The 12,313-nt window shown below is 30.9% G+C and carries 12 protein-coding genes; 2 read left to right on the top strand and 10 right to left on the bottom strand.

Going from position 1 to position 12,313, the window contains the following annotated elements:
- Positions 1–4 precede the first annotated feature (4 nt).
- From porD to HUE53_RS10610, 6 genes are all read right to left on the bottom strand, one after another.
- Positions 5–895, bottom strand: a complete 891-nt coding sequence (porD, locus tag HUE53_RS10635; RefSeq protein ID WP_041253219.1) for a type IX secretion system protein PorD — start codon at positions 893–895, stop codon at positions 5–7.
- Complete coding sequence (gene coaBC, locus HUE53_RS10630) at positions 888–2,096, bottom strand: bifunctional phosphopantothenoylcysteine decarboxylase/phosphopantothenate--cysteine ligase CoaBC (protein WP_077225086.1); 1,209 nt, start codon at positions 2,094–2,096, stop codon at positions 888–890. The genes porD and coaBC overlap by 8 nt, the downstream gene beginning before the upstream one ends.
- 15 nt (positions 2,097–2,111) lie before the next feature.
- Complete coding sequence (locus tag HUE53_RS10625) at positions 2,112–2,426, bottom strand: DNA-directed RNA polymerase subunit omega (RefSeq protein ID WP_014165513.1); 315 nt, start codon at positions 2,424–2,426, stop codon at positions 2,112–2,114.
- 9 nt (positions 2,427–2,435) lie between these two features.
- Positions 2,436–3,230: an outer membrane protein assembly factor BamD gene (locus HUE53_RS10620; protein WP_014165514.1), complete on the bottom strand. Its 795-nt coding sequence runs from the start codon at positions 3,228–3,230 to the stop codon at positions 2,436–2,438.
- A 110-nt stretch (positions 3,231–3,340) separates the two neighbouring features.
- On the bottom strand, positions 3,341–4,222 hold the full coding sequence (gene dapA / locus HUE53_RS10615; RefSeq protein WP_014165515.1) for a 4-hydroxy-tetrahydrodipicolinate synthase: 882 nt from the start codon (positions 4,220–4,222) through the stop codon (positions 3,341–3,343).
- A 4-nt stretch (positions 4,223–4,226) separates the two neighbouring features.
- On the bottom strand, positions 4,227–4,745 hold the full coding sequence (locus HUE53_RS10610) for a DUF6913 domain-containing protein (protein ID WP_014165516.1): 519 nt from the start codon (positions 4,743–4,745) through the stop codon (positions 4,227–4,229).
- A 101-nt stretch (positions 4,746–4,846) separates the two neighbouring features.
- Here HUE53_RS10610 and HUE53_RS10605 point away from each other — a divergent pair, with 101 nt between their 5' ends.
- Both HUE53_RS10605 and HUE53_RS10600 read left to right on the top strand, forming a co-directional pair.
- On the top strand, positions 4,847–5,599 hold the full coding sequence (locus tag HUE53_RS10605) for a 5'-nucleotidase C-terminal domain-containing protein (RefSeq protein ID WP_014165517.1): 753 nt from the start codon (positions 4,847–4,849) through the stop codon (positions 5,597–5,599).
- A 19-nt stretch (positions 5,600–5,618) separates the two neighbouring features.
- Complete coding sequence (locus HUE53_RS10600) at positions 5,619–6,539, top strand: bifunctional metallophosphatase/5'-nucleotidase (protein ID WP_014165518.1); 921 nt, start codon at positions 5,619–5,621, stop codon at positions 6,537–6,539.
- A 137-nt stretch (positions 6,540–6,676) separates the two neighbouring features.
- On the opposite strand, the gene bshA is transcribed toward HUE53_RS10600, so the two are convergent.
- From bshA to HUE53_RS10580, 4 genes are all read right to left on the bottom strand, one after another.
- The gene (gene bshA, locus HUE53_RS10595; protein ID WP_014165519.1) at positions 6,677–7,816 is read right to left on the bottom strand and encodes an N-acetyl-alpha-D-glucosaminyl L-malate synthase BshA; all 1,140 of its coding nucleotides are present in this window, start codon (positions 7,814–7,816) and stop codon (positions 6,677–6,679) included.
- 191 nt (positions 7,817–8,007) lie between these two features.
- Positions 8,008–11,013, bottom strand: a complete 3,006-nt coding sequence (locus HUE53_RS10590) for a glycoside hydrolase family 3 N-terminal domain-containing protein (RefSeq protein ID WP_065213431.1) — start codon at positions 11,011–11,013, stop codon at positions 8,008–8,010.
- A gap of 9 nt (positions 11,014–11,022) precedes the next feature.
- Complete coding sequence (locus HUE53_RS10585) at positions 11,023–11,505, bottom strand: hypothetical protein (RefSeq protein WP_014165521.1); 483 nt, start codon at positions 11,503–11,505, stop codon at positions 11,023–11,025.
- Between the two features lie 7 nt (positions 11,506–11,512).
- A complete protein-coding gene (locus HUE53_RS10580; RefSeq protein ID WP_192188470.1) occupies positions 11,513–12,304 on the bottom strand; it encodes a (Fe-S)-binding protein in 792 nt (263 codons plus the stop codon).
- Positions 12,305–12,313 lie beyond the last annotated feature (9 nt).

The following is a 12,313-nucleotide window of genomic DNA, read 5'->3' as shown; positions in this document are numbered from 1 at the left end:
AAAATTAAAAACTAATCTGACTCCATTTACTAATATTCGTTGGAGATAATTTACTTAATGTTTCAACTAATTGATTTACCTCCATTTTAGGGCCTTCAGAAAACACATTTAGAATTTCATCGGACTTGGTATCAAAAAAGATTCGAGTCAAATAAGCATTTGGACGAGATACGGCAATTTCTTTTAAATTAAAAATGGCTTTTTGCATGGCTTCTTTTCCTTCTTTCGGATTTTCAGCCATCTTGTCTAATGCTTTCAAATGGTACTCATAATTTGTTTTACGATAAGACGCAAAAGTAGGAGATAATATATCATTTACTAAAAAATAACGATTTTGTGGTGAAGTAGCTGCCCATCCTTTTTCTTGTGTTACTTGTGCTTGTGCTACAATACTAGAAGCTACTTCAAAAGCTTTTGTTCCTCCTTCTAAAGCAAAGGTATCAGCATCTATTCCAATAATCATGTTTGCATAAAAAGCAACTATAGAAATTAAATTAGATTCATAAGTATTGGGATTGAATACTAAGTTTTGAAATTCGTTATAAGTAAATTTTAATTCTTTATCGTTGATATTTAAAATAGGCGTTGTATAGGTTGCATTGTATACAGGGCGCGTGGCTGTAACTTGCAAACTGGCCGTAAATTGATTTATATTATCAAAAGAAGTGATATTAAAGAAAAATGAACTGTTTATTTTTTCATTTGCCTTATATGATTTATCTGTCCATTTTGTATTATTTATGAACTCTGTAAGTGTTTTTTTTAACGTTTTAAATATTTGTTGATTTGTTCCTGAAACTTGGTTGGTATTAATTTCTACCGTACAATTCAACTCTTGTGCATAATAGCTACTACCGGAGAGGAGACAGATAAATAAGATTAAAAATTTACGCATAATGATTCACAATTTTATTTACTATATCCATAGCTACTGCTTCTTTTGATTTTAGTTCCTGAGGTTCTATATTAAATTTTTTATCAATAAAAGTAACTTTATTGGTAGGTTGTCCAAAACCGGCTCCTGTATCGTTTAATGAGTTCAAAACAATTAAATCTAGGTTCTTTTTCTGAATTTTTTGTTTTGCGTATTCAATTTCATTTTCTGTTTCTAAAGCAAAACCAATCAAAAACTGATTATTTTTAATTGCTCCTAAAGAAGCTAGAACATCTTTTGTTTTTTCTAATTCAATTACAAACGTTGGATCGTTCTTTTTTATTTTTTGGGAGGCTATTTTTTTAGGTTTATAGTCTGCTACTGCTGCTGCTGCAATAGCTACATCTACACTATTATAAACCTCATGGCAAGCATTATACATATCTTCTGCTGAACGTACTCGTTTTATTTGAATTGTTTTGTTTTTAGTTTGAAGATGAGTTGGCCCTGTGATCAAAATTACTTCAGCTCCTAAACCAGCAGCTGCATCAGCTATATCAAATCCCATTTTACCTGTAGAATGATTGCTTATAAATCGAACAGGATCTATAGCTTCATAAGTGGGACCAGCAGTAATTAATATTTTTTTTCCTTTTAGGGGCAGTTTGCTTTCTAAGTCTTTTTCAATAAAAAAAACAATATTTTCAGGTTCAGCCATACGTCCTTCACCAGACAGACCGCTTGCTAATTCACCGTTTTCAGCTGGTATCATAATATTACCAAAGCGTTTTAAAGCAGCAAAACTAGCTAAGGTTGAAGGGTGTTTGTACATATCTAAATCCATTGCTGGTGCGAAATAAACGGGACATTTGGCGGATAAATAGGTTGCTAACAAAAGATTGTCGCAATTTCCATTTACCATTTTAGACATTGTATTAGCAGTAGCAGGTGCAATGATCATAAAATCAGCCCAAAGCCCTAATTCAACATGGTTATTCCATAAGGCAGCAGCATCCTCTTCGTTAAAAAAATGAGTATAAACTGGATTTTTGGATAATGTTGAAAGCGTTAACGGAGTAACAAAATCAAGAGAAGCAGGTGTCATGATTACTTGAACCTGAGCACCTGCTTTTATTAAAAGCCTTACTAATGAAGCCGACTTATAAGCGGCAATTCCACCAGTTACACCTAGTATTATTTTTTTACCACTTAAAACCGACATGTTATTAAGCCTATATTATTTAGTATTCTTATGATAGATTTTTCCTTCTAACCACTCTTGTACTGCTAAAGCATGAGGTTTTGGTAATCTTTCGTAAAATTTAGAAACTTCAATTTGCTCTTTGTTTTCAAAAATTTCTTCAAGACTATCATTATAGGTAGCAAACTCGTCTAATTTTTCTATTAATTCTTTTTTGATCTCAGAATTAATTTGATTAGCTCTTCTTGCCATAATTGTAATAGCTTCATAGATATTTCCGGTTGGTTCTTCAATTTTGTTTTTATTATAAGTAACCGTGTTAACTGGAGCTGTTGTCTTTTTTAAATCCATTCTAATATCCTATTTTTGAAATTGTTGTAAATCTTTTTCTATACGAACCAACATTTGATCCGCCTCTTTTTTAAAACTTGAATCAGCTTTAAACTTCATTAATCCATTATACGCCAAACGAGCCTCTTTTAAACGTTCTTCCATTTTAGTAGTAACACTATTTATAGCCAATTTATAGGCTGAATCTAGTTTGTAAAACAAAGCTTTTTCCTTATAAACTGTTCCTGGATAATCAATTAAAAAATTATCCAATGCTTTTAAAGCTGCTTTATAATCTGAAATGGTATTGTATTGTTTGGCTATTTCAAATGCTTTTTTTTCTAACTTTTGTTGTAGTCCTAAAACAATTTTATTAGCTTCTGAAAGACTTGTTGAATTAGGATACTTGTTAATAAATTCTTGCATTTTTGAAATGGCTTTTTCTGTATCTGTTTGATCTAACGAATAAACAGGCGATAACTCTGAGTAAGACTTAGCTCCTAAAAAGGCTGCTTCTTCTGCATTCTTACTTTTAGGGTATAAAGCGTTAAAACTTTCAAACTGATACCCCGCTAAATAATATTGTTCTGTTACAAAATATGATTTAGCAAACATGTAATACAAATTTTCAGCGTCTGCTTTACCTCTATACACAGGAGCTATTTGTTCAAAAAGACGAATAGCTTTTGTATATTTTTCTTGTTCGTATTTATGTGTCGCGGCTGTTAACTTAACAGCCGGATCCTCTGATTTCAATGCTTTTTGATACTCACTACAAGAAGCTAACAACATTGTAGATAAAATACCTCCTATATATTTATTCATAAAAATTTACCAACTTTTTTCAAAGACTTATTAGAATACTACAAACACTCCCTAAAAGTCAGAGTGCAAAGTTAATTATTAATTTTTTACTTCAAAACTTTATTTTTCTGCTATTTAGTCATTTGTTTTGTAAATGATTCTAAACGATTAGCCAAATCTTCATTTACATTCACTAAAGGCAAACGTAATGTATTTTTGGATAATCCTAGCGTTTTAAATACTTCTTTAATTCCTGCCGGATTTCCTTGTTCAAAAATCATATCTATGCTATCCATTAATGTATAATGCAATGCGTAAGCTTCATCTACGTTGCGTTTTAATCCTAGACGCACCATTTCTGAGAATTCTTTTGGAAAACCTTCACCTATTACAGAAATAACCCCTGCCCCTCCTGCTAGTACCATAGGCAATGTTATCATATCATCTCCCGATATAACTAAAAAATGCTTAGGTAACAACTGAATTAATTTCATAGCTTGTACGATATCTCCTGCTGCTTCTTTTATTCCTATTACATTTTTACATTCGTTAGCAATACGTAAAACTGTAGTTGGCAACATATTACTTGAAGTCCTACCTGGTACATTATATAAAATAACAGGAAGAGGTGAAGCATCTGCTATCATTTTAAAATGTTGAAAAATTCCTTCTTGTGTAGGTTTATTATAATAAGGGGAAACCGACAAAATAGCTTTAAAAGGTGATAAATCACGAGTTTTTAATTCTTCTACCACTTTTAATGTATCATTCCCCCCTACTCCTAAAACCAATGGCAATCTACCCGCGTTAGTTGTAACGATTGTATTTATTACAAGTTCTTTTTCTTCTGATGACAAAGTAGCTGATTCTGCTGTAGTACCTAATATTACTAAATATTCTACTCCTCCATCAATAACATAATTGACAATTTTTGCTAACGCTTCAACATCTACTGAAAAATCTTTTTTAAAAGGCGTCACTAAAGCTACACCCGTACCTATGAATGATTTCATTTTATTATATCCTATTTAAAATTTTCAAATATTTAACCAATTCTTGCACAAAAATTTTAAAATTTTGAGCATTTGTATTTATTATCAAATGATTTAGTCTTTTATCTACTGAGGAAAACCCTACCTTAAATAATGCTTTCGAGTTATGTGTAACTAATAACAAAGGTGCCTTTTCGACATCATAATAACTTATTAATAGATCAAAAGGGGTATACATAAACTCATTAACAAACGGAACCGAAAACTCTCCCTTCCAATTAATATCTTTAAAAGAAAAAGTTGGAAAAGTTAAATGTAGACTCTTCTCTAGTTTGTCTCTATAAACTAAAACCTTAATATTATCACGTTTAAAACCCTTATTTATTAATTCATTTATCAATTCTTGTTCTTTAAAAGAATATGACTCATCTAATAAAATCCCTACTCTTTTAATGGAAGTAACTAACGGAGCCTCTTTTACAGGTTGTAAAGTAGAATTTAATTTTTTTTTTAACGATAATCCTTTTATATAGTTTATAAACATATTATTTTTGTCGCCTTGTTTCTTTTGAAACGAATTAATGTTAACAAGCTTTACTCAGCATCTTAAATGCTAGGTAAAAGTATAAAAAAGAGTAGGAATAAATGAAACATTTTGGTTTAATTTTAACGTTAATAACGTTTAGCTTTACTACAAATGCACAAAATGTAGTAAAAGAAATTCATGGCAAACAAATTAAGGTAGAAGCTAGCGTAGGTAGCATTCAGGAATATGAAACCTTAATAGCTCCTTACAGACAACAAATAAACAAAGATCTAGACAAAGTTTTAGCTTACAATCCTCAGTTACTTGACAAAACAAAAGGAACAAAATTCCAAAGTAATATTGGTGATTTATTTGCTGAAATTATTTTAGAAAGAAGTAGTCAAGTACTAAAAGAAAGAGAAAATAAAGTAGCTGATATTTCGGTATTAAATAGTGGAGGAATACGAACTGTCATTCCATTAGGTAATGTTACTGCTAGAAACGCATTTGAAGTAATGCCTTTTGAAAATGCAGCTATGATTTTAGAAGTAAAAGGAGATGTCATTTTAGACTTTATCAACTTCTTTATTAAGGAAAAGAAACCACATCCTTTTGCTGGGATGAGTTTCACTATAAGCTCTGACAATAAACCTAAAGATATTAAAATAGGTAAAAATGATCTAGACTTAGAAAAAACTTATTACGTAGCAGCTAATGACTATTTAGCTAGTGGAGGTGATCGAATGGAGTTTTTCTTAAAAGCTACTCGTAAAATATCTATTGATTATAAATTAAGAGATATGCTAATTGACTATTTTGATTCAGTAGATATTGTAAAAGTTCCACAAATTACTAAAGTTACTCAAGAATAACACTTAAAGAAAAGAGATTATGAAAAGAAGAGATTTTTTAAAAAATACGGTTGCTAGTTCTGCTTTATTAGGACTAGGAGGTTTATCTTTAAGTAGCTTTAATACAGCTGGTTCTTTACGAAAACTTACCATTTTACATACTAATGACACACATAGTCAAATAGATCCTTTCCCAGAAGGACATCCTAAAAACCCTAACTTAGGAGGTGTTGCTAGAAGAGCAGCACTTATTAGTCAAATTCGAAAAGAAGAAGACAACGTACTGCTACTAGATGCGGGCGATATCTTTCAAGGCACCCCCTATTTTAACTACTACGGCGGGGAGATTGAATTTAAAGTTATGAGCATGATGAAATATGACCTTGCTACAATAGGTAATCATGACTTCGACAATGGTATTACAGGATTGTATGGGCAATTACCTAACGCTTCTTTTGAGTTTGTTTGTGCTAATTATGATTTTAAAAATACTATCTTAGATACCCATATCAAACCTTATAAAATTTTTGAAAAAGCAGGAATTAAAATAGGAATATTTGGTTTAGGAGTAGAACTATATGGCTTGGTAGATCCTAGATATTATAAAGAAACTAAATATCTAGATCCAGTAGAAATTGCAAATGATATAACAAAAAAACTAAAAGAGGTTGAAAAATGTGATTTAATCATTTGTTTATCCCATTTAGGTTTTGAGTATAAAAATGAACCAGAAAGAATTTCAGATATCAACTTAGCAAAAAAAACCAAGAATATTGATCTAATTATTGGAGGTCATACGCATACTTTCTTAGATAAACCTGTAATTGAAAGAAATTTAGATGACAAAGAAGTTCTAATTAATCAAGTAGGGGCCTATGGTATTAATTTGGGGCGTATTGATTTTTATATAGACGATCAAAAAAACATAGCTCCTGGAACAGGAAGAAAAATTGTTATATAAATAACTACAAAAAGACACTTTTGTTTTTTTTAAAAAAATAACAAACTTATTCTTAAATAAACCCCGTTTTTGAACATAAATAATCAAAAATGGGGTTGTATCTTTAAGAAAATTTCCTATAACAAAAGATAAAACAATTACAAAATATTTTCTTTTGAATTAATGATTTCTTTATAAATATTTTCATAAATAGGCACTATATTTTCTACAGAAAACAATTTGGCTGTTTCAAAAGCTTTCCTTTTGAATTCGTTTAGTATATCATCGTTTGAAAGAATTTTAAGGGCATTTTGAGCCATATCATCTACATCGCCTACCGAGCTTAAAAAGCCTGAAACACCATTTATATTAACTTCAGGCAAACCACCCGAATTACTTGATATAACAGGTACTTTATTAGCCATGGCTTCTAGTGCTGCCAATCCAAAGCTTTCTGTATCAGAAGGCAATAAAAACAGATCTGAATAACATAAGATCTGACTAATTTCATGACTGTTTCCAAAGAAAATAACTTTTTCTTCAATACCTAATTCTCTACAAAGCCATTCTGCTTTTTCTTTTTCAGGTCCATCACCCACCATCATTAGTTTAGCAGGTATTTTTTCTTGTATCTTAAAAAAGACTTTAACTACATCTGGTATCTTTTTAACCTTTCTAAAATTACTAATATGGGTAATTATTTTCTCTTCTGGCGTAGCCATTACAGACCTTTTACAAATTAGATTGTGAGCCTCTGTTTCTTCTATTTCTATAAAATTAGGAACTACTTTTATTTCCTTAGTTACATCAAAATATTTTAGTGTATCTTCTTTTAAGCTTTTTGAAACAGATGTTACTACATCTGACTTATTGATACTAAAAGTAACTGCTGGTTTATAATAAGGATGATTTCCAACTAACGTTATATCTGTACCATGCAATGTAGTAACCATTGGTAGATTAATTCCCTCTTCTTTTAAAATTTGTTTAGCCATATAACCTGCATAAGCATGAGGTATGGCATAATGCACATGCAATACATCTATTTTATAGAGTTTTACCATATCTACTAATTTACTCGAAAGAGCTAATTCATAGGGTTGGTAATGAAATAATGGATATTCAGGAACGTTTACTTCATGATAATGTACATTGTGACTCAAAAGAGCTAAACGCACGGGTTGACGATAGGTAATAAAATGAATTTCATGACCTCGACGAGCCAGCTCTAAACCTAATTCTGTTGCTACTACACCACTACCTCCAAATGTTGGATAACAAACTATTGCTATTTTCATAAATAATGAAAAATATTATTATTTTAAAAATCACTCTACTCTTTTAGCTAATCTTTATATTTTTAAAAAACAAATAAGAGTAGATTTTTTTTAAAAAAAATTATTAAAAAAAATTCGCAAAGTAAATTTATTACTTTACGAATTTACTATATTCTAAAAATTTAAAAACTAGTTTCACTAAATAGTACCGATTAATCAAGAATTGAATCATAAATAATTTGCTGAATTTTTTCTCTTGTGTTTTCTTTTGCAAGTCTATTTGGTGCATTACTATCTGGAAAGGTTCTATTGGATAAGAATATATAAATAAGTTCTTTTTCTGGATCAGCCCAAGTCATTGTTCCTGTAAAGCCTGTATGTCCAAAACTAGTTATTGATGCACACCCACAAGTAGGGCTTTCCCCTTTTAACTGAGGTTTATCAAACCCTATTCCTCTTCTATTTCCTTCAGTACAAAAATAACAAGTATTAAAATCGTCCATTGTTTTAGAAGAAAAAAATTGAATTCCTCCATAATTACCTTTATTCAAGTAAAGCTGCATCATTTTTGCAATGTCACTTGCATTTGAAAACAACCCCGCATGGCCTGCTACTCCTCCTTGCATAGCCGCAGCCATATCATGTACATATCCTTGAATTATATCCTGACGAAAATAACTATCTCTTTCTGTGGGTGGGATTTGATCTATTTCTATTTTTTTCAAAGGATTATACATTGTATAATTCATTCCCATTTTTGAAAAGAAATTTTCATTAGCCAATTTATCTAAGGTAGTATTATGATGCGTTTCTAAATATTCTTTTAATAAAATAAAGGTAAAATCGCTGTATTTATATTCTTTTTTAGGTAATAACGGACTTTTTAATATCTTAGATATAATTGAATCTTTGTAATTATCTACTAAAAATAAATTTTCAGATACTTGCGTTGTAAAACCTTCTGTTGCCGTTTTACGATATAATTTTTCTGATGGTTTTTTAGTAATCGAATCAATTGTTTGTTTATAGAAAGGTTCCCAAGGTTTTAATCGTGCATAGTGTGACAGCAAATCTTTAAAAAAAATAGAATCTTTGTTTGTTCCTCTTGCTTTAGGAAGCATTTCGCCTAAACGGGTTTCTAAATTTATCTTTCCTTTATCATAATCAATCATTACATTGGGTAAAGTACCTATAATTTTAGATAAAGATGCAATATCGTAAACATCTGTATTTTTAACCTTTGAATCTTGTTCATAGGTGTGATAACCGAATGATTTATGATAAATTATTTTTCCTTTTCTTGCAACTAAAACTTGTGCTCCAGGTGTTATTTTATCATCAATTGCTTTTTTAACTATATCATCAATTTCTTTTAATTTATTAAAACTCATCCCTACTCCTTCTGGGGAAGAAAAGCCTAATCTATTAATTTTTTCGGTAGATAGTCCTTCTCCTACCTTAAAATGTTCTTTAATAGAAACAGGTAATTTACCTTTTGATTCTATTGCTCCAAAAATTAATTCAGCTGAAATAGTTTGTGGTATATCCCCATTTTGGTAGCTAACTATTAGTCCTTTTATATTGTCAAAGGATTTAATTTTAAGTAACGTGTATGGTTTTACGAAAACATCTAGAATTACATGGTTTTGAGCTGCTATTTTTTCTAACCAAAGTAGATCCTTTTCAGAAAAATCATGCTTACGCCATGCTTTATCCGACTTATGATATCCTATAATTACCGTATTAAATTCCTTTAAATTAACCAAAAGGGTATCTAGATTTTTTTCTTCCATTTCTTGTACTTCGGCATATTTTTTTAATGAGTTCAAAAAAACGGCACCTGAATCATCGCCAAGTTTTACGTAGGCTATTTTAGCTTTAGTCAAATCTTTTATAGGCAATAGAGACTGTTCATTTTTTAAAACCGTAATTGCATTTTCATATAATTCATATTGCAATTTATTACCTTCTGGAGCATTTAAATCATTAGACAAACCTGTTAGATCTACAGGCTTATACTGATGTAATCCTGCTTTATATTTATAACTTAAAATCTTTTTTACGGAATGTTCAATACGATCGTCTGTAATTATTTTATCGTTATAAGCTTGTGTAAATTTAGTAATGGCTGCTGGAACATCTTCTGCAAATAACATAATATCATTACCAGCTAAAAAGGCTTCTAAATCTATATCGCCTGGTTTTTTAAAACTACTTGCTCCTTTCATATTAAGAGCATCTGTAAAAATCAACCCTTTAAAGTCTAATTCTTTCTTTAAAATATTTGTTACTATATTATAAGAAGTAGAAGAAGGATAATTTTGACGTTCTTCTAAACTTGGCACATTTAAATGAGCTACCATAACAGAAGATAATCCCAAGTTGAACATTTTTTTATAAGGGTATAATTCAACTGAGTCTATGCGTTCTTTTGTAAAGTTTACGACGGGCAAGGTGTGATGAGAATCTGTTTCTGTATCACCATGCCCTGGAAAATGTTTCCCTGTAGCAAATACGCCTTGATTTTGGATCCCTTTCATTAAGGCTACTGCTCGCTTGGTTACCTCTTCTTTATTTTCACCAAAAGAGCGATTTCCTATAATGGGGTTGTTAGGATTTGTATTAATATCAATTACAGGAGCAAAATTAAACTGCAATCCCATTCTTTTGGTTTCCTTAGCCATTCTTTCTCCTAATTGTTCTATTAGTTTCATATCTTGAACAGCACCTAAAGTCATATTCCAAGGATAAGCATAAGTAGAATCTAATCGCATACTAAGTCCCCACTCTGCATCATTACCTACAAAAAGGGGTATTTTAGAATTCGCTTGAAAACGATTTGTTAGTTTTGCTTGACGCAATGGCCCTCCTTGAAAGAAAATTAGTCCTCCTATTTTATAATTCTTTATAAGTTTATCTAATGCGTTAAAATGAACTGTATCTTTATTAGAATACGCTGCAACCATAAAAAGTTGTCCTAATTTTTCTTCAAAACTTAACGAATTATAGATACTATCAACCCATTGACGTTCTCCTGCCAATTCGTTAAATAGATTGAATCCTTCTTTAGTAGGATCTATAAATTTTTGAATTACAGGTATATTTTTTGTTTCTGCCATAATAGTCTCTTGCCTTTTACGATTTTTTATAACCGCGCATTGCATCATTAATAAGGCTATTACAGAAAAAAATAAGTATTTAAAAATAGAAAACTTCATGTTTATTGATTAAAAAAAGCGGCTATGCCAGCTTTCATTTGCAGGAACTTCCCAAGAATCATTCAGTTCCTCTATAGTATTAACTAAATTATTAAAAACAATGGTAGACGCTGAAACTGCTTTTTCTTTAGCCATTTTCTTGAAATCTATTAATGATTTATGCGCTATAAAATCCCCATTTTTAAAAGTAACGTTCATTTTATCCAACAAATCAATGTCATATTTTTTTTCTAATTGCTGAATAAATTGTACTGAACTATCAATTGAACACCCTGTAGGTGCTTGTACATCAGCATTCACTGCTAAAATAACGAAACGATTATATCTAATATCAAATGATGCTTCTAAAGAAGCACCATGAGCTGACCAATCATCAATAAAGTTTTGTACATGAGCGGCTATTTCTTCCACTTCGACATCACTTAATTTTCGGTTGGATTGGTAAATCCAAACACGTGAATCAAGTGGCATATTTTCAAAAGGTATATACATCTTAATATTATAAATCTTGGGCGTTAGCAATTAATTCTGCTACATCCAGTACTTTTACATCATGTTCACGATGTTTTGCTTTAGTACCATCTGTTAGCATTGTATTACAAAAAGGACATCCAGCAGCTATGATATCTACCTTAGTTGCTAATGCGTCTTCTGTACGCTCAACGTTAATGTCTTTATCTCCGTTTTCAGGTTCTTTAAACATTTGTGCTCCTCCTGCTCCACAACATAATCCGTTAGTCTTAGAACGTTTCATTTCAACGAGTTCTGCATCTAACTTTTGAATTAGGTCACGAGGTGCTTCATATATTTTATTAGCACGTCCTAAATAGCACGGGTCGTGGAATGTTATTTTTTTCCCTTTAAACTGACCTCCTTCAATCGTCAAGCGCCCTCCGTCTAATAGTTCTTTTAAAAATTCGGTATGATGCACTACTTCAAACTCCCCTCCTAATTCTGGATATTCGTTTTTTAGAGTATTAAAACAATGAGGACAAGCCGTTACAATTTTTTTTGTTTCATAAGCCTTTAGAACTTCAATATTCATAAAAGCTTGCATTTGAAACAAAAATTCGTTTCCTGCACGCTTTGCAGGATCTCCTGTACAAGCTTCTTCGGTTCCTAAAACCGCAAATTCAACGCTTGCTTTATTTAAAATTTTAACAAATGCTTTTGTTATCTTTTTAGCTCTATCATCAAAACTTCCTGCACATCCTACCCAGAATAAAACTTCTGGCTGTTTCCCTTGAGCTAACATTTCTGCCATTGTAGGCACTATTAAATTTTCTGACATAACTCTCTA

The sequence above is a fragment of the Flavobacterium columnare genome (genome assembly GCF_014844295.1).
Classification (GTDB): Bacteria; Bacteroidota; Bacteroidia; order Flavobacteriales; family Flavobacteriaceae; genus Flavobacterium; species Flavobacterium columnare.
This window is presented reverse-complemented; position numbering and strand designations above follow the sequence as displayed.

What these genes read in the sequence shown, in the direction of transcription:
- HUE53_RS10590 (WP_065213431.1), bottom strand. Translation starts at nt 11,013, where the DNA reads ATGAAGTTTTCTATTTTTAAATACTTATTTTTTTCTGTAATAGCCTTA.
- HUE53_RS10580 (WP_192188470.1), bottom strand. Translation starts at nt 12,304, where the DNA reads ATGTCAGAAAATTTAATAGTGCCTACAATGGCAGAAATGTTAGCTCAA.
- HUE53_RS10585 (WP_014165521.1), bottom strand. Translation starts at nt 11,505, where the DNA reads ATGTATATACCTTTTGAAAATATGCCACTTGATTCACGTGTTTGGATT.
- HUE53_RS10625 (WP_014165513.1), bottom strand. Translation starts at nt 2,426, where the DNA reads ATGGATTTAAAAAAGACAACAGCTCCAGTTAACACGGTTACTTATAAT.
- coaBC (WP_077225086.1), bottom strand. Translation starts at nt 2,096, where the DNA reads ATGTCGGTTTTAAGTGGTAAAAAAATAATACTAGGTGTAACTGGTGGA.
- dapA (WP_014165515.1), bottom strand. Translation starts at nt 4,222, where the DNA reads ATGAAATCATTCATAGGTACGGGTGTAGCTTTAGTGACGCCTTTTAAA.
- HUE53_RS10605 (WP_014165517.1), top strand. Translation starts at nt 4,847, where the DNA reads ATGAAACATTTTGGTTTAATTTTAACGTTAATAACGTTTAGCTTTACT.
- bshA (WP_014165519.1), bottom strand. Translation starts at nt 7,816, where the DNA reads ATGAAAATAGCAATAGTTTGTTATCCAACATTTGGAGGTAGTGGTGTA.
- HUE53_RS10610 (WP_014165516.1), bottom strand. Translation starts at nt 4,745, where the DNA reads ATGTTTATAAACTATATAAAAGGATTATCGTTAAAAAAAAAATTAAAT.
- HUE53_RS10600 (WP_014165518.1), top strand. Translation starts at nt 5,619, where the DNA reads ATGAAAAGAAGAGATTTTTTAAAAAATACGGTTGCTAGTTCTGCTTTA.
- HUE53_RS10620 (WP_014165514.1), bottom strand. Translation starts at nt 3,230, where the DNA reads ATGAATAAATATATAGGAGGTATTTTATCTACAATGTTGTTAGCTTCT.
- porD (WP_041253219.1), bottom strand. Translation starts at nt 895, where the DNA reads ATGCGTAAATTTTTAATCTTATTTATCTGTCTCCTCTCCGGTAGTAGC.